Here is a 24,232-nt window from a genome sequence, read left to right as displayed (position 1 = left end):
ACACTTCCGTAGCCCCCCGCTTGCCAGCCGCTAACGGCACCACCGCTATCGCATTGCCCGTCGCAATGGATGGTGTGCCCGATGCTGGAGAATCTCGCGCTGATGGCGTCCCTTGCGCTGGCCGTGCTCGCCGTGCTGTTTGCCGGGCTGTTTTGGCGCGAGCGGGCAATGCGCTTGGCCGAAGCACAATCCCACTCCGAAACCGAAAATGTCCGCGCAAAGGAAATGCAGACCGAACTAGCCGCCGCCCGCCAATTTGCGCGCGACGAAGCGCAGGCCAAGTCCGCCTTCCTCGCCAATATGAGCCACGAAATCCGCACTCCGATGAACGGCGTGGTCGGTTTCACAGAATTGCTGCTCGAAAGCGACCTCGACGAGGCGCAGCGTAGCCATGTGCAGCTGATCGCCGATTCGGGCCGCGCGATGATGCAATTGCTCAACGACATTCTCGATCACGCAAAGATCGAATCGGGCGAAATGCGCATAGCCCCCGAACCCACCGAGCTGCGCCCGCAGCTGGAACATTGCATCAAGCTGATGGAGCCGATGGCGCGCTCCAAAGGCCTCTCGATCGGGATGTGGGTGGACGAAGCTGTCCCGCAGGCGATGGAGCTTGATCCGCTGCGTATTCGGCAAGTGCTGCTCAACCTGCTCGGAAATGCGATCAAATTTACCGAATGCGGCGGCATCGACATGGAAGCGCGGATCGAAAACAGCAGCAATGGCCGCCAGTTGCTGCTCTCTGTCATCGATACAGGCGTAGGCATTGCCGGGGACAAGCTCGCGGACATTTTCACGCCGTTCCGGCAAGGCGAAGGTACGATTGCGCGGGGCTATGGCGGCACCGGGCTTGGGCTGGCGATTTCCAGCCAGCTCATCGGCATGATGGGCGGCGATATCAGCGTGCAATCGCGCGAGGGCGTGGGAACGCAATTCACTATCCGTCTGCCGTTGCATGACGTCGCCGCCCCGCCCGCGCCCGTCTCGCCGCCGCGCCCTGAGGCAAGGCGTGGGCAAAGCGCGCATGCCCTGCGCGGGGCGCGCGTGCTGATCGCGGAGGATCACGGGATCAATCAGGAGCTGATACTGGCCATGGCAGAAACGCTGGGGCTGGAAGCACATCTGGTCGACAATGGTGAGGATGCGGTTGCCGCTGTGGTTGCCGCCGCCGACGCTGGCAGGCCTTTTGCCGCCGCGCTGATGGATGTGATGATGCCGCGCCTCGACGGGCTGGAGGCGACGCGCCGCCTGCGGGCACTGGGTTTTGACGCACAACAACTGCCGGTGATCGCACTCACCGCCAATTGCTACGCCGAGGATGTTGCCGCCTGTGCCCGAGCAGGAATGCAGTCGCATCTCGGCAAGCCGGTGAGCACGGTCGCGCTGGCCCGCGAACTGGCGCGCTGGCTCGGGCCGGGACGACTGGTGGATCCGCCCGCGCCGAGCAAACCGGACGGTCGGCTGGAAGACCGATACCGCTCGCGCAAGCTGCATCTTCTCAATACTCTGCGGCAGACATTGGAGCGCGCGCCGGGGCAGGCCGACTGGGCCGATCTGGCGCAGCAATTGCATCGGCTTGCAGGCGTTGCCGCCACTTTCGGCGAGCCGGAGCTGGGGGAAGCTTCGCGGCGGTTGGAGCACAGGCTGGCGAGCTTACCAAGCGTCGAAGACCGGCTGCACGCCCTGCGGAGGGAATTGCCGCATTTCGAGGCTGCTGCCTGAAATCGCCTCGTTCCCGCTCGCCTGCCACAGCTGATCAACCATCGCATCGAGCATCGAGAAGTCGACGCCCGCGCGAAACGGGTCCTTGCGATTGAGCACGAAGCGCCGCGCACCTTGTTGCAGCAACCGCCGTCGCAGTGCCCGCCGCAAAAGTTCGAGCCGCATCAACGCCTCTTGCCGCGCGATTTCGGGGGTCCGCAAACGGGCGCGATGCCATCCCGCCTCTATCTGCCCGACCCGCTCTGCGGTCAGCTCGTTATAGTGACGGTGCGGCCCCCTATGCAGCGGCATCCCGGTGCGGCGTGCAGCGGCATCGGTAGCTGGAAGCAGCAAGCCATTGCTGCGAAAATCGTCGAACTGCATGCGCGGACTGCCGATGCTCGCGAACATCGCGGCGAGCGGTGGGAGACGCAACAATTGTAAAGGCAAGATATAATGGCGCTGCATATCCGCTTGCCAGCCGGGCGAGCCGTGCCGGTTGATGGCACGAAAGGGCACGGGTTTGCGATTTTGCAGCGACCTTACGGCGCCAACGGCTTGTGCCCCGGCTAGGCTGGTGGTCCCCTCCACAGCCGCAGAATGGCAGAGTTGTCCACAGGTTCAAGCCATAGCGGTGCGCCATCAGGGCCGGTGAAACTTTCAACCGAGTCAATACGCCCATGCTCGACGAGCCAGTTCACAATGCGCAGCGCCACTTTCACCGCCTGCACCGGATCACCGTAGGATTCGCGAGGGATGTGCAATTCCTGGCCGGTGAACAGTGCCAGTCCTTCGCTCACCAGACCATCTTCCCCCTGCGTATTGAGCGCAGTCAGCCCAAGGCCAGGGAACACCCCGCCTTCAATCCAGTGGGTGACACCGTCGGCAAAATATCCCGCCTCGCAGCACGTGCGGGCTGCGTGCCAGGCGACGCCTCGGGCATTGAGTGCGGCGGCCAGTTGGGCCGTCAGCGATGCGAGCAAACGGACCACTGGAAACACCATCATCCCGCTGGTGAGATGCGGGCCCGGCACCAGTGTAATCGCCTCGCAATCGCGGGGCATGTCCACCGGGCTAATGCCAAACACATATTCGCAATGCGGTCTCAGATCGGGCACACCGGGGGCAAGGCCGGTAAGATCGAACGTAAGGCCATTGGCCATCAGCTCCACCCAGCCCTCAGCACCGGCACCCTCGCCCGCAGGGTCAAAACTGACGGTGAACCCGTCGCTTGCATGAGCCGCCGCATGAATCGCCTTTGCTGCCGGTCGCTCTCCGGGGGCGAACAGCAGCGAGCTGCCACAAACAGCGTTCGGCATCTCCAAGCTCTGCGCGCTAGCTATCGGTTCCACCCTTCCCTGCACCGGACAGCGCCATGCCGGTTTCTGTCCATCGCGTCGATTCGAACGCAAGCAGTGCCGCAATACTACTGATTTGATTGCCTTGCGGTAAAGCCTGCCCTGGGCAAAAGCTCGAAAACCGAGACACTTCCCTGCGCAGGCGCCGATGGCTATGCTTTGGCCATGGATGCACATCTTTCGGTTCTGGGTGTCGAACACTCGCTTTCGGGCAAACGCTGGAGTTGGCGCGGAGGCAATATGCAGGTCGATGCCGCGTCCTCATACGGCGTCGCGGACCTTGGCAACAATATCCAGACACAGCTGCTCTTGTCTCGCGGCGTCGCACGGGAGGCCATCGAGATCCATCGCCGTCCGGCCTTGCGTGACTTCCTGCCCGATCCGTCCGTTTTTGCCGACATGGACCGCGCCGCAGAACGCATTGCCGAAGCGGTGATTTCCCGCGAGCCGATGACGGTCTATGGCGATTACGACGTCGATGGCGCGACCAGTTCCGCGCTGCTAATCCGCCTGCTGCGAATGCTGGGACATGAAGCGCAGCATTACATTCCAGACCGGCTGCTCGAAGGTTATGGCCCCAGCGGCGAAGCGCTGCTGAAAATCGGCAAAGCGGGATCGAGCCTGATCGTCACCGTCGATTGCGGCGCGATGGCGCATGAGGCGCTAGGCATGGCGCATGATGCCGGAATCGACGTGATCGTGGTCGACCATCACAAATGCTCGCCTGAATTGCCGCGCAGCTATGCCCTGGTCAATCCTAACCGGCTCGACGAAAGCGATGCGGGGGCGGAGCACGGGCATATGGCGGCAGTGGGCGTCGCCTTCGTGCTCGCCATTGCGATCGTACGGACACTTCGCCAGCGCGACTATTTCCAGCACCGGCGTGAGCCAGATCTGATGGCACTGCTCGATCTGGTGGCGCTTGGCACCGTTGCCGATGTTGCGGCGATACGCGGGCTCAACCGCGCCTTCGTCGCGCAAGGGCTCAAAGTGATGGCCAAGCGCGCCAATACCGGCATGGCGGCGCTGATCGATGCGAGCCGGTTGAAAGCCGCGCCCTCGGCCAGCGATTGCGGCTTTGCGCTCGGCCCGCGCATCAATGCTGGTGGCCGCGTGGGTGAAGCGACACTGGGTGTGCGGCTGCTCACCACCGAAGACGCGGACGAAGCGCGCGCGATTGCCGAGCAGCTCTCCCGCCTCAATGATGAGCGCCGCGCGATCGAGGCAGCGGTGCAGGAGGCCGCCGAAGCGCAACTCGATGCACAGCATAACAGTCCCGTGGTGATCTGCGCCGGTCGCGGCTGGCATCCGGGCGTGATTGGCATTGTCGCCGGACGCATCAAGGAGAAGTCGGGGAAACCGAGTATTGTCATCGCGCTCGATGATGAAGGGCCAGAAGGCAAGGGTTCGGGCCGCTCGATTGCGGGCGTCGACTTGGGTGCGGCCATCATCGGCGCTTGCGACAAAGGCCTGCTGGTCAAGGGCGGCGGGCATGCGATGGCGGCGGGACTGACAATCACAGCAGACAAGATGGACGCCTTCCGCGACTGGTTGGCCGAACGGCTGGAAGGCCCGGTCGCCCGTGCCTCTGCCGAGCAGACAATGACCCTCGACCTCGCCGTTGCCCCCGCCGGACTGACGCCAGAGCTTGTGGACACGCTGGAAAGCGCAGGCCCTTATGGTGTCGGCTGGCCGGGGCCGCGCATCGCGGTCGGGCCGGTTACGCTGGTGAAGGCCGATATCGTGGGCAATGATCATTTGCGGGTGATCGCTGCAGGTCAGGATGGCGGGCGCTTCAAGGGCATCGCCTTCCGTGCTGCCGAATCGCCGATGGGTCAGGCGCTGCTCCACGGTTCGAGCGGTCGGCGCGTCTGGCTGGCGGGGCGTGCCAAGATCGATGATTGGGGCAGCCGCCCCGCTGCCGAACTGCACCTAGAAGACGCGGCCTGGGCCGATTGAACAGGCAAAGTGCAATAAAGGCGAAATAATCGCCGCAATTGGGCTTGACCGCATCGCAACACCCGCCTAATTGCGCCGCTCCATCGCGTGTGGCCCCTTCGTCTAGCGGTTAGGACGCGGCCCTTTCACGGCTGAAACACGGGTTCGATTCCCGTAGGGGTCACCACCGATGGCAGGCGGCAGCAGTCCGCACTTCCCGACAATGTGACACGATTGTGCAGGCGCTGGCCAAAGCCTTGCTTCTGCGCCAAAGCACCGCGCATGACGGAACGATTCTTTCCGATTGCCGGAATAATCATCGCCATATTGACCGGCGGCGCGCTGGTCTATTCGGGCGCGGATTGGCTGTTTGCCGTCATCGTTGTTGTCCTGTGGATCGCCTCCTTCTGGATTTCCGCGCCGCCCCCGCCGCCAGTACGCCCGCCAGAGCCCGAGGGGCTGACGCTCACGACATCGGGAATGCGCGATCTGGTGGAGCATTCGGGTCTGCCCGTGCTGCTGCTCGACCAGAACCGCATCATCGTCGCCAATGCGCAGGCGCGCGAGGAAATCGGCCGCCATGTGCTGGGGCAGGATGCGCGAGTCGCCTTGCGGCATCCGGCAGCGATTGATCTGCTTTCGCGAGAGGGTGGCGGCTCGGTCACCGTGCAGGGGCTGACCGGCCCCAAGAGCAACTGGCAGATGACCTGCCAGCGCATTGACGCGCGCTATAGCTTGGTCGAACTGATCAACCGCACCGCCGAAGCCGATGTCAGCCGCGCCCATTCCGATTTTGTGGCCAATGCCAGCCACGAACTGCGCACGCCGCTCGCCTCGATCATCGGCTATATGGAAACGCTGGACGAGACCGGCCCCGATTTGCCTCCCGAAAAGGCCGGCAAATTCTACCAGACCGTTCTGAAAGAAGCGCGGCGGCTGCAATCGCTGATCGACGATCTGATGAGCCTCAGCAAGCTGGAAGCCGAAAAGCACGATCAACCGCGTGATGTTATCAATCTTGTCCCATTGATCCAGCAGGCAGCGCGCGATGGCGCCGGACCCGATCGCGCCGAGCGCCTTGAATTCGTGCTGGAAGAGCAGGCGCTCCACGTTCGCGGTGCGCAGAGCCAGCTGGAACAGCTGATCCGCAATCTGGTCGACAATGCGCTGAAATACAGCGCGCCGGGCACGCCGGTAACGGTTTCGCTTGCATTGGGAGAGCGCGGCATGGCGGTGGTGCAGATTATTGATCGCGGCGAAGGCATCGGGCGCGAGCACATTCCGCATCTGACCCGTCGCTTTTACCGCACCGATCCGGGCCGCAGCCGTGCTGCCGGTGGCACCGGGCTGGGCCTCGCCATCGTCAAGCACATTGTCGAACGGCATCGCGGACGACTCGATATCCAGAGCACGCTGGGAGAAGGAACCAATGTCACCGTCCGCCTTCCAGTCGCCGGCCTAACCTGAGCCACACCCTTCGCACTCTGCGCTGCCAGAGAGCTATCCACAGGCAATTTTCCGCTGTCACATAAGTGTCATGTGACACGCCTAGGGGCGCGGTCACATTTTAGACATATGACCGAAATGAGACACGCGCGATGAAATCAATCTATGCCTTGCCGCTGGCCGCCTTGGCTTTCGTCGCGACGCCTGTCGCCGCGCAGGACGCCGCAAACGCGAACCAAAGTGAAGTCGAGGAACTGCGCGCGCAAGTCGCCAGCCTGACTGCCCAGCTCACTGCGGTGAATGCGCGGCTTGACGCAATCGAGTCGGAAAACACCGCAGCAGCAAACGCCGTTGCAGCGCAACAGGCCGCGCCTGCACCTTCGGTCACCGCCGATGTCCCGACACAGGTGAGCATGGGCGCGGCAGCGGAGATTGAGAGCGAGGACGGTTTCTCCTTCAAGCCCTTCGGCCGCCTGATGCTCGATGCGGGCTGGACCGTCCTGCCCGATGGCCTTGGCCTCACCGACGGTTTCGACGCCGAAGCCCGCCGCGCACGGCTGGGTGTAGAGGGCAATATCCCCGGTGGCTTCGCCTACAAGATGGAGCTGGAATTCGCTGGCGGCGAAGTCGAAATTACCGATGCGCTGATCGAGTATGGCGCGGGCGACATTACCTTGTCGGCAGGCCAGTTTAACAATTTCCAGTCGATGGAAGAGCTGACCAGCAGCCGTTTCCTGTCATTCCTCGAACGCGCCGCATTCACCGACGCCTTCGGTTTCAGCCGCCGGCTCGGCGTGGCAGCCGAATACGGTTCCGGCCCCGTGCTGGTGCAGGCCGGCGTGTTCTCGGACAATCTGGGCGATCTGCCCGGCAGCGACCGCTGGAGCGTCGATGGCCGTGCGGCCTTCTTGCCCGAAGTCGGGGAGACACAACTGCACTTTGGTGGCTCGATCCACTATGCCGAGATCGGCGAAGGCGAGACGGTGCGCTACCGCCAGCGTCCGCTGGTGCACTTCACCTCGAACCGCCTCGTCAACACGGGCAGCTTCGATGCGGAGAGCGAATTCGGCCTTGGCGCCGAATTTGCCGCAATCCGTGGCCCGCTGCACGTCCATGCCGAAGCATACCGGCAGGAAGTCGGCGGCATTCCGATGATGGACGATGCCGTTTTCCACGGCGCGTTTGTCGAGGCGGGCATTTTCCTGACCCCCGGCGATTCGCGCGGCTATCGCGGCGGGCGCTTCAACCGCACCCGTCCCAGCAGCCCCATGGGTGAAGGCGGCATCGGTTCGGTGCAGCTCAATCTGCGCTACGACTACCTTGAGCTGAACGATGCCGACGCCGGGATCACCGGCGGCAGCCAGAACGGCATCTTCGGCAGCCTGATCTGGACGACCACCGATTACACGCGCTTCCAGTTCAATTACGGCCGTTTGGAATATGACGATGCCCCGCTCGCCCTGCCGGGCGGGGAGCAGGACTATACTGCCGACGTGATCGGTATGCGCGCCGAGTTCGATTTTTAGGATTACCCGTATTCACCGCCCCCGATTGCAAATAAGACCGCGATGTGACGCAAATCTGTCGCATGATCGCAATAGAGGGCCGCTAGTTCACAACCAGAAGTGAGGTCACAGACCATGAAGAAGTTCTCCCTTGCCGTTGCCGCTCTCGCCGCAACCGCCCTTACCGCTTGCGGCGGTCAGGACAGCGCCAGCGGAAATAGCCGTGGAGCGATCCACGCTGTCGGATCGTCCACAGTGTTCCCGTTTGCCACGCGCATTTCGGAAATCTTCAGCCGCGAGCACCCGCAATTCCCCGCCGCCAACATCGAATCGATCGGCACTGGCGGCGGCATCGCGCAGTTCTGCTCGGGCGTCGGCTTCACCACTCCCGACATCGCGCAGGCATCGCGCCGCATGAAGCCGGACGAGTTTGCGACCTGCCAGGCCAATGGTGTCGAGAACATCGTCGAAATCCAGGTCGGCATGGACGGCATCGCGCTAGCCAGCGCGCAGGGCGGCATCACCATGGATCTGACGCCGGAGATCGTTTACCGCGCCATCGCCGCCAACCCCTATGGCGAAGAGCAGACGGCTGAAAACTGGTCGGATATCGACCCCTCGCTGCCCGATCTGCCGATCCTCGTTTACGGCCCGCCTAGCACCTCGGGCACGCGCGACGCGCTGGCAGAGTTGATCCTTGAAGTCGGCTGCGACGCCAATCCGGCGATGGAAGCGCTCAAGGAAAGCGACGAAGACGCGCATGACCGCATCTGCACCGAAGTGCGTTCGGACGGCGCCTATGTCGATCAGGGGGAACAGGACAATTTGATCGTGCAGAAGATCGAAACTAACCCGAATGCCATCGGCATTTTCGGCTTCTCCTATCTCGATGCCAATGCCGACCGTGTGCAAGGCCTGTCGATGAACGGCGTCGCGCCGACTTACGAGAATATTTCCAACTTTTCCTACCCCGGCGCGCGTCCGCTGTACATTTATCTGAAGGCGGACCACATCGGCGTGATCCCCGGTCTTGAGGAATTTCTTGCCACTTGGGTTGCCAATTGGGGTGAAGACGGGCCACTGGCAGAAATCGGTCTGGTTCCGAATCGCGGCGACGTCATGGCGGCCATGACGGCAGCCACGACCGAGTTACCGACGCTGACCGCCGAAGACCTGCAATAGAGGTGTGAGCCCGCGTAATGTCTCCAGTCTTGCCGCTTCTCCTCGCCATCGGGCTGGGTCTCGCCGGTTGGCTGGTTGCCCGTGCGCGGGCTTGGACCTTCAAGCGATCCGCCCCTGACGGGCGGATCGCTTCGCTTCCCACTTACCACGCCTGGTATGCCGCGCTGTGGATCGTGGTGCCGGTGGTGCTGTGGCTGCTGCTGTGGAACGGCATTTCCGGCAATCTCGTGCTCAGCCACGTGCTTGCGAGCCCCGAAGCGCAAGGTTTGCCCGATTTCGGCTTGCGCCGCGATGCCATCCTGATCGAGGCGCGCAATATCGCCAATGGCAGCACCGCGCAGGTGCTGAACGAAGACGCCTACGCGCTGGCCGAGCGGTTCCGCGAGGCGCAATCGCGCTACAGCCTCATCGGTTTGCTGGTGAGCGCGATTGTTGCCGGTGCCGGGGCGGCATGGGCTTTCTTGCGGCTGAAACCGGATTTTGCCGCGCGCACCAAGGTCGAACGGCTGGTATTGGTGGCGCTGCTCATCGCCTCGCTCGTTGCCATTCTGACCACTTTCGGCATCGTGGTGACGCTGGTGTTCGAAACGGTGCGCTTCTTCGGGATGGTAAGTCCGCTGGACTTCCTGTTCGGCATCCAGTGGAACCCCGATCCGATGAGCACTGGAGCGGTGGAAGGCGACCGTTACGGCGCGATCCCGCTGTTCTGGGGAACGCTGTTTATCGGTGCCATCATTGCCATGATCGTGGCCATCCCACTGGGTATGATGAGCGCCATCTATCTCACCCAATACGCCCACCCCAAGCTGCGCGCCTGGGTGAAGCCCGCGCTGGAAATTCTCGCCGGGGTTCCCACCGTGGTTTACGGTTATTTCGCCGCGCTGACGATTGCCCCTGCAATCCGCGATTTCGCCGTGGCGCTCGGCTATTCGAACCCGTCGAGCGAGAGTGCGCTTGCTGCCGGTCTGGTGATGGGCGTGATGATTATTCCCTTCGTCTCCTCCATGGCGGATGACAGCATTGCCGCCGTACCGCAGGCGATGCGCGACGGCTCGCTCGCCATGGGCGCGACCACCAACGAAACAATCCGCCGCGTGCTGGTGCCCGCCGCGCTGCCGGGCATTGTCGGCGGCGTGATGCTGGCGATCAGCCGCGCCATCGGTGAAACGATGATCGTAGTGATGGCCGCTTCCACGGCCGCCAACCTGTCGGCCAACCCGCTCGAATCGATGACCACCGTGACGGTGCAGATCGTCGCCTTGCTGACGGGAGAAGGCAGCTTCGACCATCCCGCCACCCTGGCCGCATTTGCGCTCGGTTTCGTGCTGTTCATGGTGACGCTGGCGCTCAATTTCATCGCCCTGCGCGTTGTGAAGAGGTTCCGTGAAGCATATGAGTGATCGCGTTACCCCCACCCGCACCCCCGCCTTCGAAGCGCGGCTGAAGAAGCGTTACGCGGCAGAGCGCCGGTTCAAGGCGCTCGGCCTGTCGGCCATCGTCTTCTCGGTGATCGTGCTGCTATTCCTGTTGACCACGATGACGATCAATGGCCTCGGCGGCTTCCAGCGGACCGAAGTCAAAGTCGATATCGACTTCCCCCAAATGGGCCTTTCGCTGCCGCCGCAGGAGTTGACCGCTATCGAAGCGACGCAGCGGCTGAGCGGTCAGGGCTTGCGCGAAGTGGTGCAATTCAGCGCCGAACAAACTCTCGGCGAAGAAGGCGCGCAGCATATCAATGGCGAAGCGTGGCGCCTGGTCGCCGAGGAAATTCACGCCGATCCGACGCTGCTCAGCAGCCAAGCGACTTTCTGGCTGCCCACCAGCGAGGATCTGGCAAGCGCCTATGCCGGAGACGGTCAGGTCGATCTGCAACCCTTGGCGCAGCAACTGGCCGAGCAGGGCGTATTGGAAGACAATTTCGACGCCGGCTTCCTCACCCGCGCCGATGCGACCGACCCGCAATTGGTGGGTATCTGGGGCGCGCTCAAGGGCTCAATGCTGACGATGATCGTCACGCTGTTGCTCGCGTTCCCCATCGGCGTGATGGCGGCGCTCTATCTGGAAGAATATGCACCCAAGAACCGCTGGACCGATGTGATCGAGGTTTCGATCAACAATCTCGCTGCGGTGCCTTCGATCATTTTCGGCCTGCTTGGCATGGCCGTTTTCCTGACCATCTTCCCCAGTTACCGCTCCGCACCTTTGATCGGCGGGATGACGCTGGCGCTGATGACCATGCCGGTGATCGTCATTTCGGGTCGCAACGCCATCAAGGCGGTGCCGCCGAGCATCCGTGACGGCGCACTGGCAGTGGGCGCATCACCGGTGCAGGTTGTGTTCCACCATGTCCTGCCGCTCGCCCTGCCCGGCATCCTCACCGGCACGATCATCGGCATGGCCCGCGCTCTGGGCGAAACCGCACCGCTGCTGCTGATCGGTATGCGCGCCTTTGTGGCCACGCCGCCTTCGGGCTTCACCGACAACGCCACTGTGCTGCCGATGCAGATCTTCCTGTGGTCCGACGAAATCGACCGCGGGTTCGTGGAACGCACCAGTGCGGCGATTATTGTGCTATTGATATTCCTCCTGCTGATGAATGGCCTCGCCATCTATCTGCGCAACCGCTTCGAGAAGAAATGGTGATGCAAGAAACCGCCGAATCCCCCATTGCCGCAGAGGCGCCCGCCGAAAAGGTGGCCGAGAATGTCGAACCCAAAGAGGTGAAGATGTCCGCGCGCGGCGTCTCGGTCTTTTACGGGGACAAGAAGGCGATCGATAACGTCGACATCGACGTTTATCAGGAATTCGTCACTGCCTTCATCGGCCCGTCGGGCTGCGGCAAATCGACTTTCCTGCGCGCTTTGAACCGCATGAACGACACGATTCCCTCGGCCAAGGTCACCGGCACGATCGAGCTGGATGGCGAGGATATCTACGCCAGCGGAATGGACGTGGTGCAGCTTCGCGCCCGTGTGGGCATGGTCTTCCAGAAGCCCAACCCCTTCCCCAAGTCGATCTACGAAAACATCGCCTACGGCCCGCGCATCCACGGCCTTGCCGAGGGCAAGGGCGAGCTCGACGCGATTGTCGAGAAGAGCCTGCGCCGCGCCGGTCTGTGGGAAGAGGTGAAAGACCGCCTGCAGGATTCGGGCACCGCGCTTTCCGGCGGGCAGCAGCAGCGGCTGTGCATCGCCCGCGCCATTGCCGTCGACCCAGAAGTCATCCTGATGGACGAGCCGTGCTCCGCGCTCGATCCCATCGCCACCGCCAAAATCGAAGAACTGATCGACGATTTGCGCGGAAACTATGCTATAGTCATCGTCACCCACTCGATGCAGCAGGCCGCGCGTGTGTCGCAGCGTACGGCCTTTTTCCACCTCGGCCATCTGGTTGAGTATGGACACACATCGGACATATTCACTAATCCCAAGCAGCAACGCACGCAGGATTACATCACCGGCAGGTACGGTTAATTATGGAACACACAGTCAAGGCATTTGACGAAGACATCACCCAGATCCGCGGGCTGATCGCGGAGATGGGCGGCCTTGCCGAACTTGCCATAAGCGAAGCGATGACCGCGCTTGTGACCGGCGATGAAGAACTCGCCCAGCGGGTTATCGCGCGTGACAAGAAGCTTGATGCGCTCGAAACGCAGGTCGATGCGATGGCGGTGCGCGTGCTCGCATTGCGCGCGCCGATGGCGGACGATCTGCGCGAAATCGTCGCGGCGCTGAAGATCAGCGGCGTGGTGGAGCGGATTGGCGACTACGCCAAGAACATCGCCAAGCGCATTGGCCGGATCGAAGGGCGTGCGACATTCGAGCCGCTTACGCTGCTGCCCGCCATGGGCGAGCTCGCTGCCGAAATGGTGCATGATGTGCTGACCGCCTTCGCCAGCCGCGATCCGGTGATGGCGCGCGAAGTGATCGAGCGCGATGACAAGGTCGATGCTTTTTACGACAGCATTTTCCGCAATGTCGTCAGCCACATGGTCGAAAATCCGGCAACGATCAGCAGCGCGGCGCAATTGCTGTTCGTCGCGCGCAATATCGAACGGATCGGCGATCATGCGACCAATGTTGCCGAGATGGTGCACTATTCCGCCACGGGTTCCTATCCCGCCGATATCGAGCGCTGAGGGACGGTTTTGGGCGGCGGTTGCAACAAAACTGCCATGAAAATGTCATATCGCATCGCTGTGCCGCTTTCTGGTCGGCGATGACGGGGACATAGAATGTCGGCTCCAAAACTCCTTCTGGTCGAAGACGATCTCGCGCTGGCCGAACTGCTCGAATACCGGTTCGAGAACGAAGGCTATTCGGTCCGCGTCACCGCCGATGGCGAAGAGGCGCTGGTGATGGCGGCCGAAGACGCGCCCGATCTGGTTATTCTCGACTGGATGGTGGAAGGCGTCAGCGGCATCGAAGTGTGCCGCCGCCTGCGCCGCGAAAAGGCCACCGCGCACGTGCCCATTATTATGCTTACCGCCCGCGAATCGGAAGATGACCGGGTGCGCGGACTGGAAACCGGCGCCGATGATTACGTAACCAAGCCGTTCAGCCCGCGCGAACTGCTCGCACGCGTGGCCGCGGTGCTGCGCCGCGTGCGCCCGGCCCTTGCCGGGGAAACCATCGAAGTCGGCGATATGCGGCTCGATCCGGTCGCGCACAGGTTGGAGCGGCGCGGGCGCGAAATGGCGGTTGGCCCGACCGAATACCGGCTGATCAAGTTTTTCATGGAGCACCCCCGCCGCGTGTTCTCGCGCGGGCAATTGCTCGATGCTGTCTGGGGCACGGGCAGCGAAATCGAGGAACGCACGGTTGACGTGCATATCCGCCGCCTGCGCAAGGCCATCGCGCTGGACAATGTCCGCGACCCGATCCGCACGGTGCGTTCCGCTGGCTACGCGCTGGAACCGGTGTGAGGTAGCCGCATCGCTCGACGCAGGTGCAACATCTCATGCTGCGAACGCATAATGTTACGATTTGTCACAATAAATTTGTGGCATGGGAACAACAACTCGTCCCGAGTTTGGCTCAATTGAGGACATATTTTACAGCTACGGGGTTCACAGCTTCTCGCAACTGCGTTATAGGCTGGTCATTCCAGACACCTCCAATAGAATGAGGGCACGATGAAAAAGATTATTTCCAGCGCTGTCGCAGCAGGTCTCCTGCTCGGCTCCACCGCTTCGGCCGCCGCGCCGATCGCGACGATCAACACCATGACCCAACTGGCCGATGACGATGATCACGGCGGTGACGTGAGCGGCGGTACGCTGCTTATCGTGCTGGTTGTGGCTGCTGCCATTGCCGGTGCGGTCTTCCTGATCGAAGAGAGCGAAGACGAAACCGATCTGCCGACCAGCCCGTAAGCTGAGCGACATCAGAATTTGAAAGCCCCCGCTTCGGCGGGGGTTTTTGTTTGTCCGGCTTATCCTTGTCGAACAGGGATTTACGGTTAACGGCAGGTACCGATGGCAGGGCTTCTGCCCTGGTCGAGATGCAGGTGATCGGCATGCGCGGCGTTATAGTCAGGGGATAGCACCGCGCCGAACGCGGCACAGGCCGCATCGCGCGCGCCGCGCAGGAATTGCGCCTCCTCGCCCTCGCCCGGCCAATCCTCAAGCACGCTGATCCGCCGCCCGTCCTCCAGCACGAAGGCCGCGATATCGATGGCATTGCCGGTCGCGTGTTCGCTCCATGGCGCGTCTTCCGCATTGTACATCCGGCGGCAGTTATAGGTGCCGAGATGTTCGATTCGGGCGATTCGCGAATCGAAGGTTTCCAAGGCCAGCGGCTGCACCCCGTGCTCAAGCCACACGACAAGGCCAGCAGCCACCGGACAGGTCATTTCCGGTGTAGCGGGGGCAAGCGGCAGCGCGGCGCTCGTCATCCGGTCGGAGCGCGCACAGGCGGCCTCACCCGTTGCCGGCAATGGCGTGAATGCGATGTCGCTCCGCTCCAGCACAGCATGGCAAGCGGGCAAATCCCCGCGTAGCGCCGCCAGCTTGGTGCCGGTCGCCCAGCCCGGCGGATCGCGCAGATCGAGCGGTGCCCATGGATTGTGCTGCGGATTCTCTGCCAACCATGCCCGCGCAGCGATTGCCAATGCCGCAAGCACCAACAGCGCGACCACTCGCCCCGTCGTCAGCCATGCGAGAGGGTTCGCCCGTTTGCGCCGCGCCATCAGTGGAAGTCTCGCGATTTGGGAATGATCCGCACATCGCGCGGGTGGCGCGCCGTGTGCCCGAGGTCATCCACCAGATCGCGCGGGCGGATGGCCTTCCTGTCGCGCCGTTCCTCGCTGGTGAGGCTGGTGAGGTTGCGCCCTTGCGGCAGCGGGCTCGTCACATGGTCGGCGCGCGCCAGCGGGGCGTTGAGCAGATCGTCGGAAAGCGCGTGCAACTGGTGCGTCGCGTCGGTCATATGCTGGGCGATAACGTGGATCACCTCGTCATCATACTCCACCCGCCCGCGCACTTCCATCAGCCGCGAACCCATGACAACGCGCCGCTGCTTCTCCTTGAGATCAGGCCACACCACCAGATTGATCACGCCCGTTTCGTCCTCAAGTGTAATAAAACACACGCCTTTTGCGCTGCCGGGCCGCTGGCGGATCAGCACCACGCCCGCGACGTGAACCATGGAACGGAACTTGCGGTTCCTGAGATCGCAGGCGCGCACAAAGCCGCGCTCGGCCAAGGAAGGGCGCAGAAATGACATCGGATGCGCTTTCAGGCTGAGGCGCGTGGTCTGGTAATCGGCGACCACTTCCTCGGACAGCGGCATGGCAGGCAGGATCGCGCGGCGACGCTCGGCTCCCTCGTCCCGCTCATCGGCATGGGCGAACAGCGGCAGGTCAGCGCCGCTCACCAGACTGCGCGCATCCCACAGCGCCTGCCGCCTGCTCATATCCATCGAGCCGAAGGCATCGGCGCTGGCGAGCCGCTCGATATGCGCGACGGGTATGCGCGCCCGGTCGCGCAGCTCGGTGACATCGGCAAACGCCCCGTCTTCCGCCCGCGCGGCGAGCAATTGCGCAGCGACGTGCTCGGGCAGCCCGTCGATCTGCCTGAGGCCGAGGCGCAGGGCGAGGTGTTTGTCCTGGCGGCCGGTGTCGGAAGTTGATTCACGCGGAGACGCGGAGACGCGGAGGGATTCTGGACGCTCACAGAGGCACAGAGGCACAGAGGAATTCGTGCTCGCGCCGCAGGCGCAGTCATTATTTCGCGCAGAGGCCGCAGAGATCGCGGAGATAGTGGTACCACTGCCTTCTCTCCGCGCACTCTGCGATCTCTGCGCGATACTATTTTTATAGCCTTCGGCGGATTGTACTTCCTCTTCTGTGCCCCTGTGCCTCTGTGAGCGCCCCGATCCATCACTCGTCAAAAGCTCCAGCGTACAATCCCATTCCGAACAATTCACATCGGGCGGCAGCACCGTCACCCCGTGCTCGCGCGCATCGCGGACGATTTGCGCGGGCGCGTAAAAGCCCATCGGTTGCGAATTGAGCAGCGCGCAGGCGAAGGCGCCGGGGAAGTGGCATTTGAGCCAGCTCGACACATAGACCAGATGCGCAAAGCTGGCCGCGTGGCTTTCGGGGAAGCCGTATTCGCCAAAGCCCTTGATCTGGTTGAAGCAGCGTTCGGCAAAATCGGGATCATAGCCGCGCGCCACCATCCGCCCGACCATCATGTCCTCCAATTCGTGCACCATGCCGCGACTGCGGAAGGTCGCCATCGCCTTGCGCAAGCGGTTGGCTTCCTTGGAGGAGAATTTCGCCGCATCGAGCGCGATTTTCATCGCCTGCTCCTGAAAGATCGGCACGCCCAAAGTCCGCTGCAAAATGCTCGACAGCTCGTCGGGCGGGCCGTGTTCGGGCGAAGGCGCAGGGATGATCACCGGCTCCGCCCCGCGGCGGCGCTTGAGATAGGGATGCACCATATCGCCCTGGATCGGCCCGGGCCGCACGATGGCGACCTGGATCACCAGATCGTAAAACTCGCGCGGACGCAGGCGCGGCAGCATATTCATTTGCGCGCGGCTCTCCACCTGGAACACCCCCAATGAATCGCCCTTGCGCAGCATGGCGTAGGTTTCGGGATCCTCGCGCGGCACGCTCGCCAGTGTCAGCGCGCGGTCGTGATGGTCTTCCAGCAGATCGAGGCATTTGCGGATGCAGGTGAGCATTCCCAGCGCCAGCACATCGACCTTCAGGATGCCCAAGGCCTCGATATCGTCCTTGTCCCATTCGATAAAGCTCCGGTCGGGCATGGCGCCATTGCCGATCGGCACCGTATCGGTCAGCGCGCCTTCGGTGAGGATGAAGCCGCCCACGTGCTGGCTGAGATGGCGCGGCATTCCCACCATTTGGCGCGTCAAAGCAAGAACCCGGCGGAGATGCGGATCGGTCAAATCCATGCCGGTTTCCGCCGCGTGATCCTCCCCGATCTCGCGGCCCCACCCACCCCACACGGTGCGCGCCAGAGCACTCGTCACATCTTCGGACAGGCCCATCGCCTTGCCGACTTCGCGGATCGCCATGCGCGGGCGGTAATGGATCACCGTGGCGCATAATCCGGCGCGGTGGCGGCCATATTTGCGGTAGAGATACTGGATCACCTCCTCGCGCCGCTCATGCTCGAAATCGACATCGATATCGGGCGGTTCCTTGCGGTCTTCGGAGATAAAGCGATCGAACAGCAGCTGGTGGTGCGCGGGGTCGACATTGGTGATGCCAAGGCAGAAGCACACCGCCGAATTGGCCGCGCTGCCGCGCCCTTGGCACAGGATCGGCGGCTCCACCCCGGTGCGCGCGTAATCGACAATGTCCTTGATGGTGAGGAAATAGCGCGCCAGATTCATCTTGGAGATGAGCGCAAGTTCCGATTCCAACGTGTTGAAAACACTATCAGGAATGCCTGCAGGATAGCGTTCCTCAGCGCCCCACCAGGTGGCGCACTCAAGATATTCCTGCGGCCCCATGCCGGCAGAGTAAATCTCCTCCGGATATTCGTAGCGCAGTTCATCAAGGCTGAAGGCGCACGCATCCGCCACCGCGCGGGCAGCGGCAATGGCGTGCGGCCAGCGGGCGAACAGCGCGACCATCTCTTCGGGGCTTTTCAGATGCCGCTCGGCATTGGCGTGGAGCAGATGGCCTGCGCGCGCCACCGTCGTCTTGTGGCGGATCGCGGTCATCACGTCCTGCAAGGGCCGCCGCTCGGGCGCGTGGTAATGCACATCATTGGTGGCGAGCAGCGCCATCCCGTTCGCCCGCGCCAACATATCAAGCCGCTCGATCCGCGCGATATCGTCCCCCCGATAGAGATAGCTGGCGGCGATGTGGTTCAGGCCGGGCAGCGCATCGCGTAGGTGGCGCAGGAGTTCGGGAAAGGGCTTGATGATTTCGCGAGGGCGGAAATGGGACGGATTCACGCGGAGACGTGGAGGCGCGGAGACTTTGCAACTGCAGAGACCTTCTTTGCGCTCACAGAGGCACAGAGGCACAGAGGCCTTGTTCTTGCGGCGAAGCCGCTCTTCGGTTTTCACGCTCTTGGCAAGGAACGTCGCTGATTGGGAGTTGCCGCTTCGCGGCGAAGAGCCATCTCTGTGCCTCTGTGCCTCTGTGAGCGAATTACACCTCCGCGTCTCCGCGTCTCCGCGTGAACCAGAACCAGGAAACGGCACCACATTGCTCGGCAGCGTCACGGTGAAAACCCGCGCCAGATCGGGCGGCGGCAGGAGGATCAGCTGCACATCCGCGCTATGTTCGGCCAGCATCGCCAGCGATATCTCGCACGCGCCCTTATCCTGCCATTCGCCGTCCAGCTTGGCCATCCGGCCCGCACTGATAAGGCGGCAGAGGCAGCCATAGGCGGCGCGGTTCTTCGGGTAAGCGAGGAAGGTTAGCCCCTCCACCGTCTCGATCCGCGTGCCGATGACCGGGCGCAGTTTGAGCGTTTTCGCCTCGCTATGCACGCGCACCACGCCCGCCATCGAATTGGCATCGGCAATCCCCAGCGCGTCATAGCCGAGCTGGCGCGCGGTCATCACCAGATCGACCGCATCGCTCGCCCCGCGCAGGAAAGTGAAGCAGGACACCAGCCCCAGCTCGACAAAGGGCGCGCGGGCAGGCGCCGCAATGCCATCGGGATCGAGCGCGATCCGCCGCTTTTCGGGCGTAGGATGGGCGTCAGGCACAGCCCCCCTCCCCCAACCGCGCACCCGCCAATGCGGCAGGCCGCCAAAACGGATCGATCATACGCATATGTTCTACTTATGTTCTTATAAGAGATTCGCCAAGCATGGTCTTTGGCCCTGCCCCATCAACGCTCCTCTATGCTGTGTGACCACCGGCCGGGACTTTCCTACACGCCATGATTGCGCTTGGCCGGCCTGCATGGTGATGGCCCCCCTTCGCAGCCGCTTTCCTGCAATTTTCCGCGGGCTTGCGGGGCTTTGTGCGCGGGGAAAATTTGTCCTTCAGGACTGTGTAACAGGTGTATCAGGTTGCGCGGTTTGCAACATAGGCGAAGGCCGTCACCTCGGCAGCGACTCACGCAAACAGGCCCTGCAGGAACCACTCCGGCTCGCCGCCGCGACCGTCTCCGGGCAGGCCGAGGCGGTAGAGCCAGTAGCGCGCGCCGCTGGCGGTTTCGACGCGGTAGTAGTCGCGCAGGCGCGTCGCACCGCGTTCGCGCCACCATTCGGGCGCGATGCGTTCGGGGCCCTCCACGCGGGTGACGTCATACGCCTCACTGCGCCAGCGGAAGCGGCGGGGGTAGCCCGCCTCGCACACGGCCAGCACCGCGATCCGCTCCGCCCGGTCGAGCAGCTTGATGGGGCGCGTGTGGAAAGCGAGTTCGCCTTGGATCGCCGGTTCAGGCGCGAGCGGCACCTGCCAGCGTTGCGCGCGTTCGGGCAGGTGGCTGGCATGGGGCACGGGCCGCTGCACCGCCTCTGTCCCGAGCCGCGCCGTCAGCCGGTCGATACAGGCGGAGAGCGAAGTGCCATGCGCCTCTGCCGCCGCTTCCAGATCGGCCTGCCCCAGCGCCAGCGGCTCCGCCCAACTGGCGCGCAGGCGCAGCATCTCGATCCCGAAACCTGCATCCACATCGTCGAGCTTGGCGGCGAAGAGGCGGCACATATGCGCGGCATCGCGGGTGGCGGCGGCGAGTTCGAGCTCGCGCAGCAGCACCTCGCCATCCACCCGCCACAGGCCGAGCTGGAGGCGGCGCGCACCCTGCCCCCGCGCCTCAAGCTCGCGCACCATGTCCTCCGCCAGATCGGCAAGCACGGTGTCGAGCAGGTCGCGGTGGCGCAGCGGCTCCATCAGGCGGCGCTGGACGAGTGGCTGGGTGACAGGGATGACCGGCAGCAGCGGTTCGGGCACGAGGCCGGTCAGCTGGTCCATGCGGATCAGCGGGTTGGCGGCGGGCGACTTGCGGTTGCGGAAGCGGCGGTGCAGCGCGTCGCGGCCGGTCGGCCCGGTGCCAATGCCGGTGAGATCGCCCAGCCGCTTGAGGCCGAGGCGGCGCAGCACCAGCAGCACATCATGATCGAGCCGCAGCGCGGCAACGGGCAGATCGGCAAGGCGCGCGGCAATGTCCTCCTCCCCGCCGATCACTGCACCGGATGCAGCGTAATGCGCCAGCGCCCACGCCGCGCCTGCCGTGGGAGCGATAGCGGCGCTGGTGGCCAACCCGCGCGCGGCGGTGCGGGCAGCGACATCGGCGAGCAGGCGGCGCTCTCCGCCGAACAGATGCGCCACCGCGCTCACATCCACCAGCAGGCCGTCGGGCGTGTCCATCGCGCTCCATGGCCCCCAGCGCTGCGCCCAAATGGCGAGCCGTTCGAGGAAAGCGAGGTCGCCCGCCGGATCGCTTGGGTAAACCACGATCTGCGGGCAGAGCGTGCGCGCATCGGCGAGCATCATGCCCCGCGCCGCGCCCGCCGCGCGTCCGGCGGCATTGGCGGCGTCTATGCGCGGGCCGTGCGCGGTTTCGGTGATGAGGACGGTGGGCGCGGCATCCGCCCCCTCCCCCGGCTTACAGCCCTGCGCCTGCCGCCAGCGGTCGAACGCCAGCTCGCGCGCCCAGATGGCCATGATGCGGCGGGGTGCTGGCACAGCCTTTACCCATGCGCCCTCTCCCCTGCGGGGGAGAGGATGGCGGAGGCCGGAGCGGGAAGTGCGGCAGTCGCAGGCGCAGCGCGCTCCTTCGCTTCTGCCTGCCCGGAGAGAGCAAGCTGCACCAGCCGCCCGTCCTGCTCGCGCAGCACCCACTCGCCCGGCGGATGCTTGCGGGCGCGGAACAGTTCGGCGTGCCAGGCGGGTTTGCCGGGCGCTTGTGCGTTCCACAAGGGCGGAGCGGAAGGCGCAGAACGCAGCCGCCAGCGCATCCGCGCCGAGCTGAGATCGGGCGACGCGTCGAGCCGCACGAGGAACAGCGGCACGCCGTGCTTCTCGGCAGCAAGGCTGAGGCGGCGCGAGGCGGTGAAATCGAGCGCCTTGGGATTGCCCGCCACTTCGCCGATGACGCAGGCGAAATCACGGCAGCGCACCCCCTCTTCCAACGCGAAGAGCGCATCTTCAGGCGTTTTGGCGGCGACATGGATCAGGCGGTGGCGCCAGTCTTCGGGCAGGCCTGCCCGGTATGGCCGCCCGCCGAGCTTGATCGCGCGTGCCTCCTGCACCCAGAGGATCGCCTTCTCCTCTACCGCAGAGGCATCGCCCGCATCATTGGCCGCTGCCCTTGCACGCAGCCCGTCGAGCGCGAGCGCCAGCGCCCCGCCCGCGCCGCTTCCCTCGGCAGCAGGGGCGAAGATCTCGCTATGCAGCGGAGCCGCGCGCCCCGGCTGCCAGCGCGTGTTGCGGACACCGGGAGACGCCAGCTCCACCGCACGCGGCAATGCGCGCAATGTGGCAGCCATATCCATGGCGATTCGACTCCTTTGTTCCACTTATGTTCCATATCGCGAGCGCGCGCAACCACTCACCGCACCCCAGTCCCGCCTCGCCCTGCAGGCCGGATACATGGCCCTGCCAAGCCGTTGATTTGGCGAAGGAGAAATTATGACTGATACGAAACAGCTCAAGCAAGACTTCTGGAAGGCGCTTTCGGATAGCCCGTTCCTGTTCCTGCAACTCGACAGCGATCCTCAATCCGCGGTGCCCATGACCGCGCAGCTCGACAAGGATGCCGACAGCGCCATCTGGTTCTTCACCAGCCGCGACAGTACGCTGGCCACAGGTGGCCCCGCCACCGCGATGCTGGCCGGCAAGGGTCATGAGATGTTCGCCCGTTTCACCGGCACGCTGGTTGAAGAAACGAGCCGCGAACGGCTCGACAAGCAGTGGAGCCAAGTGGTCGACGCATGGTTTCCCGGCGGCAAGGATGATCCCAACCTGCTGATGCTGCGCATGGATCTGGGCCGCGCCGAAATCTGGAACAGCGACCTTGGTTTCATTGACAATGCCAAGATGCTGCTCGGCTTTGATGTCCGCGAAGAAGCGCGCAAGGAACACGCGGAAACGACGCTTTAATCGCCAGGCAAACCGCATGAGAAAGGGCCGCCGCTCCCATCGGGAACGGCGGCCCTTTTCGCTTTCCTACAGCTTACTCGCCGCCGAGCACGCCCGGGAAAATGCCGACGATCAGGATCGCGGTCAGCGCCAGCGGGCACAGCCAGCAGACGAGGAAACGCCAGAAGACATGCAAGCCGCCCGACAGGCCGTTCTCGCTATCCACCAGCCGCTTGTTCGCCACCCAGCCGACAAAGATCGAGGTCAGCAGCGCACCGATCGGCATGGTGATCTTGCTGGTAAAGGTATCAAGCGCGTCGAGCACGCCCATCCCTTCAAACAGCGGCAGGAAGCCGAGCGGGTGGAAGCCCGACAGCATTCCGGTCGACAGCGCCGACAGCGCGCCAAGGATAGCAGCACCCACGGTCACGATGCCCACAGCCAATGGACGGTGCAGCTTGAAGCGGTCGATCACCCAGGCCGAAGGCACTTCCATCAACGCCACCGAGCTGGTCAGCGCGGCAAAGCCCACCATGATGAAGAAAGCGAGGCCGATCAGCGATCCGAAGGGAATTTCCTGGAACGCGTGCGGCAGCGTCTGGAACATCAGCCCCAGCCCGCCATTGGGCTCCAGCCCGGCGGCAAAGACGATGGGGAAGATGCACAAGCCGGCAATCAGCGCCACTGCGGTATCCGCCCCGGCAATGATCGCAGAGGTACCCGCAAGGTTCACATTGCGGCCGACATAGGCGCCATAGGTCACCATGCCCGCGACACCCAAAGACAGCGAGAAGAATGCCTGCCCGACCGCTGCCAGCATAACTTCGCCGGTCAACTTCTCCGGCTCGAACGTAAAGAGATAGGCGAAGGTTTCCGCCACCGCACCGCCGAAAAAGCCGTAAATCGTGATGGCGAGCAGCAGCACGAAGAAGGTCGGCATCAGATAGACCGCCACCTTCTCAATCCCGCCCGAAACGCCGCGCGCGACGAACACCAGCGTAATAATTAGGAACGCCAGATTGAGAGCAACCGTCACCGGACCATTGGCGATCATCGCCGGGAACAGCGCTTCGACTTCCGCAAACGGCACACCCTGGAAAGCGGGGCCGGTAAGGCCGGTCGATACCAGATCGCCTGCAAAAATGCCGATGTAATACAGCACCCAGCCGCCCAGCACGCAGTAGAAGCTGAGCACAAGGAACGCCGACAGCACGCCAAGGCTCGCCACGTGTTCCCACGCGGTCGACTTGCCCGATTGCTCCGCCACCTTGCGGAAGCTCTCAGGCGCAGCCGCCTGTCCGTGGCGGCCGATCAGCGTTTCCGACAGCAGAACCGGCAGGCCGATCAACACGATGCACAGAATGTAGAACAGCACGAATGCGCCGCCACCATTCGCCCCGGCCTCTGCCGGAAAGCGCACTAGGTTGCCGAGGCCCACCGCCGAGCCGATAGCTGCAAGAATGAATGCCGTACGCGACGACCATCCGTCGCGTCCCGAACCCGCTTGGGTAAGTGCCATTATGTATTATCCTCTTGTCCCCGAAGGTATGCGAACCCTTGTGCATAGAAATGGGG

At 63.5% G+C, this 24,232-nt stretch carries 19 protein-coding genes and 1 tRNA gene; 13 read left to right on the top strand and 7 right to left on the bottom strand.

Features of this window, described 5'->3' with window-relative positions; genetic code table 11:
- Positions 1-81 precede the first annotated feature (81 nt).
- Positions 82-1,722 carry an ATP-binding protein gene (locus ACS0VV_RS05420; RefSeq protein WP_483531705.1) on the top strand — a complete coding sequence of 547 codons (1,641 nt, stop codon included), beginning with the start codon at positions 82-84 and terminating at the stop codon, positions 1,720-1,722.
- On the opposite strand, the gene ACS0VV_RS05415 is transcribed toward ACS0VV_RS05420, so the two are convergent.
- Positions 1,654-2,220, bottom strand: coding sequence for an AHH domain-containing protein (locus ACS0VV_RS05415; RefSeq protein ID WP_483531704.1), 567 nt, complete (start codon positions 2,218-2,220; stop codon positions 1,654-1,656). The two genes, ACS0VV_RS05420 and ACS0VV_RS05415, sit on opposite strands and share 69 nt — an antisense overlap.
- Positions 2,221-2,270: 50 nt before the next feature.
- Positions 2,271-3,020 (bottom strand): hypothetical protein, encoded by a 750-nt coding sequence (locus ACS0VV_RS05410; RefSeq protein ID WP_483531703.1) that lies wholly within the window; start codon positions 3,018-3,020, stop codon positions 2,271-2,273.
- Positions 3,021-3,224: 204 nt separating this feature from the next.
- On the opposite strand from ACS0VV_RS05410, the gene recJ reads away from it, so the two are divergent.
- From recJ to ACS0VV_RS05355, 11 genes are all read left to right on the top strand, one after another.
- Entirely contained in the window at positions 3,225-5,018 is a 1,794-nt protein-coding gene (recJ, locus tag ACS0VV_RS05405) for a single-stranded-DNA-specific exonuclease RecJ (protein WP_483531702.1), read from the top strand.
- Positions 5,019-5,109: 91 nt separating this feature from the next.
- A tRNA-Glu gene (locus ACS0VV_RS05400) sits at positions 5,110-5,184 on the top strand.
- A gap of 95 nt (positions 5,185-5,279) precedes the next feature.
- Positions 5,280-6,464, top strand: coding sequence for a sensor histidine kinase (locus ACS0VV_RS05395; RefSeq protein ID WP_483531701.1), 1,185 nt, complete (start codon positions 5,280-5,282; stop codon positions 6,462-6,464).
- Between the two features lie 131 nt (positions 6,465-6,595).
- Positions 6,596-7,969, top strand: coding sequence for an OprO/OprP family phosphate-selective porin (locus ACS0VV_RS05390; protein ID WP_483531700.1), 1,374 nt, complete (start codon positions 6,596-6,598; stop codon positions 7,967-7,969).
- A 114-nt stretch (positions 7,970-8,083) separates the two neighbouring features.
- The gene (locus ACS0VV_RS05385; protein ID WP_483531699.1) at positions 8,084-9,130 is read left to right on the top strand and encodes a substrate-binding domain-containing protein; all 1,047 of its coding nucleotides are present in this window, start codon (positions 8,084-8,086) and stop codon (positions 9,128-9,130) included.
- Positions 9,131-9,147: 17 nt separating this feature from the next.
- Positions 9,148-10,530, top strand: coding sequence for a phosphate ABC transporter permease subunit PstC (gene pstC / locus ACS0VV_RS05380; RefSeq protein WP_483531698.1), 1,383 nt, complete (start codon positions 9,148-9,150; stop codon positions 10,528-10,530).
- On the top strand, positions 10,523-11,773 hold the full coding sequence (gene pstA, locus ACS0VV_RS05375) for a phosphate ABC transporter permease PstA (protein ID WP_483531697.1): 1,251 nt from the start codon (positions 10,523-10,525) through the stop codon (positions 11,771-11,773). Before pstC ends, pstA begins: the two co-directional genes overlap by 8 nt.
- 83 nt (positions 11,774-11,856) lie before the next feature.
- The gene (pstB, locus tag ACS0VV_RS05370; protein ID WP_483533503.1) at positions 11,857-12,603 is read left to right on the top strand and encodes a phosphate ABC transporter ATP-binding protein PstB; all 747 of its coding nucleotides are present in this window, start codon (positions 11,857-11,859) and stop codon (positions 12,601-12,603) included.
- Between the two features lie 2 nt (positions 12,604-12,605).
- The gene (phoU, locus tag ACS0VV_RS05365) at positions 12,606-13,271 is read left to right on the top strand and encodes a phosphate signaling complex protein PhoU (RefSeq protein ID WP_483531696.1); all 666 of its coding nucleotides are present in this window, start codon (positions 12,606-12,608) and stop codon (positions 13,269-13,271) included.
- 96 nt (positions 13,272-13,367) lie between these two features.
- Positions 13,368-14,057, top strand: a complete 690-nt coding sequence (gene phoB, locus ACS0VV_RS05360; RefSeq protein WP_483531695.1) for a phosphate regulon transcriptional regulator PhoB — start codon at positions 13,368-13,370, stop codon at positions 14,055-14,057.
- 210 nt (positions 14,058-14,267) lie between these two features.
- Positions 14,268-14,507 (top strand): hypothetical protein, encoded by a 240-nt coding sequence (locus ACS0VV_RS05355; RefSeq protein WP_483531694.1) that lies wholly within the window; start codon positions 14,268-14,270, stop codon positions 14,505-14,507.
- A gap of 86 nt (positions 14,508-14,593) precedes the next feature.
- On the opposite strand, the gene ACS0VV_RS05350 is transcribed toward ACS0VV_RS05355, so the two are convergent.
- The 4 genes from ACS0VV_RS05350 to ACS0VV_RS05335 all read right to left on the bottom strand — a co-directional run bounded on the left by ACS0VV_RS05350 (position 14,594) and on the right by ACS0VV_RS05335 (position 22,071).
- The gene (locus ACS0VV_RS05350) at positions 14,594-15,322 is read right to left on the bottom strand and encodes an extensin-like domain-containing protein (RefSeq protein ID WP_483531693.1); all 729 of its coding nucleotides are present in this window, start codon (positions 15,320-15,322) and stop codon (positions 14,594-14,596) included.
- A complete protein-coding gene (locus tag ACS0VV_RS05345; RefSeq protein ID WP_483531692.1) occupies positions 15,322-19,335 on the bottom strand; it encodes an error-prone DNA polymerase in 4,014 nt (1,337 codons plus the stop codon). The genes ACS0VV_RS05350 and ACS0VV_RS05345 overlap by 1 nt, the downstream gene beginning before the upstream one ends.
- A gap of 355 nt (positions 19,336-19,690) precedes the next feature.
- Positions 19,691-21,241 (bottom strand): DUF6504 family protein, encoded by a 1,551-nt coding sequence (locus tag ACS0VV_RS05340; RefSeq protein WP_483533502.1) that lies wholly within the window; start codon positions 21,239-21,241, stop codon positions 19,691-19,693.
- A gap of 26 nt (positions 21,242-21,267) precedes the next feature.
- Positions 21,268-22,071 (bottom strand): recA-like protein, encoded by an 804-nt coding sequence (locus ACS0VV_RS05335; protein WP_483531691.1) that lies wholly within the window; start codon positions 22,069-22,071, stop codon positions 21,268-21,270.
- Positions 22,072-22,207: 136 nt separating this feature from the next.
- Between ACS0VV_RS05335 and ACS0VV_RS05330 the strand changes: the two genes are divergently transcribed.
- Entirely contained in the window at positions 22,208-22,678 is a 471-nt protein-coding gene (locus ACS0VV_RS05330) for a pyridoxamine 5'-phosphate oxidase family protein (protein ID WP_483531690.1), read from the top strand.
- Positions 22,679-22,751: 73 nt separating this feature from the next.
- On the opposite strand, the gene ACS0VV_RS05325 is transcribed toward ACS0VV_RS05330, so the two are convergent.
- A complete protein-coding gene (locus tag ACS0VV_RS05325; protein WP_483531689.1) occupies positions 22,752-24,176 on the bottom strand; it encodes a sodium-dependent transporter in 1,425 nt (474 codons plus the stop codon).
- Positions 24,177-24,232: the final 56 nt, after the last annotated feature.

The organism is Aurantiacibacter sp. KMU-128, from assembly GCF_056933515.1.
The sequence above is the reverse complement of the archived record's forward strand: the minus strand, read 5'-3'. Positions and strand labels throughout refer to the sequence as shown.

What these genes read in the sequence shown, in the direction of transcription:
- ACS0VV_RS05420 (WP_483531705.1), top strand. Translation starts at nt 82, where the DNA reads ATGCTGGAGAATCTCGCGCTGATGGCGTCCCTTGCGCTGGCCGTGCTC.
- ACS0VV_RS05410 (WP_483531703.1), bottom strand. Translation starts at nt 3,020, where the DNA reads ATGCCGAACGCTGTTTGTGGCAGCTCGCTGCTGTTCGCCCCCGGAGAG.
- recJ (WP_483531702.1), top strand. Translation starts at nt 3,225, where the DNA reads ATGGATGCACATCTTTCGGTTCTGGGTGTCGAACACTCGCTTTCGGGC.
- ACS0VV_RS05395 (WP_483531701.1), top strand. Translation starts at nt 5,280, where the DNA reads ATGACGGAACGATTCTTTCCGATTGCCGGAATAATCATCGCCATATTG.
- ACS0VV_RS05390 (WP_483531700.1), top strand. Translation starts at nt 6,596, where the DNA reads ATGAAATCAATCTATGCCTTGCCGCTGGCCGCCTTGGCTTTCGTCGCG.
- ACS0VV_RS05385 (WP_483531699.1), top strand. Translation starts at nt 8,084, where the DNA reads ATGAAGAAGTTCTCCCTTGCCGTTGCCGCTCTCGCCGCAACCGCCCTT.
- pstC (WP_483531698.1), top strand. Translation starts at nt 9,148, where the DNA reads ATGTCTCCAGTCTTGCCGCTTCTCCTCGCCATCGGGCTGGGTCTCGCC.
- pstA (WP_483531697.1), top strand. Translation starts at nt 10,523, where the DNA reads ATGAGTGATCGCGTTACCCCCACCCGCACCCCCGCCTTCGAAGCGCGG.
- pstB (WP_483533503.1), top strand. Translation starts at nt 11,857, where the DNA reads ATGTCCGCGCGCGGCGTCTCGGTCTTTTACGGGGACAAGAAGGCGATC.
- phoU (WP_483531696.1), top strand. Translation starts at nt 12,606, where the DNA reads ATGGAACACACAGTCAAGGCATTTGACGAAGACATCACCCAGATCCGC.
- phoB (WP_483531695.1), top strand. Translation starts at nt 13,368, where the DNA reads ATGTCGGCTCCAAAACTCCTTCTGGTCGAAGACGATCTCGCGCTGGCC.
- ACS0VV_RS05355 (WP_483531694.1), top strand. Translation starts at nt 14,268, where the DNA reads ATGAAAAAGATTATTTCCAGCGCTGTCGCAGCAGGTCTCCTGCTCGGC.
- ACS0VV_RS05350 (WP_483531693.1), bottom strand. Translation starts at nt 15,322, where the DNA reads ATGGCGCGGCGCAAACGGGCGAACCCTCTCGCATGGCTGACGACGGGG.
- ACS0VV_RS05340 (WP_483533502.1), bottom strand. Translation starts at nt 21,241, where the DNA reads ATGGCCATCTGGGCGCGCGAGCTGGCGTTCGACCGCTGGCGGCAGGCG.
- ACS0VV_RS05335 (WP_483531691.1), bottom strand. Translation starts at nt 22,071, where the DNA reads ATGGATATGGCTGCCACATTGCGCGCATTGCCGCGTGCGGTGGAGCTG.
- ACS0VV_RS05330 (WP_483531690.1), top strand. Translation starts at nt 22,208, where the DNA reads ATGACTGATACGAAACAGCTCAAGCAAGACTTCTGGAAGGCGCTTTCG.
- ACS0VV_RS05325 (WP_483531689.1), bottom strand. Translation starts at nt 24,176, where the DNA reads ATGGCACTTACCCAAGCGGGTTCGGGACGCGACGGATGGTCGTCGCGT.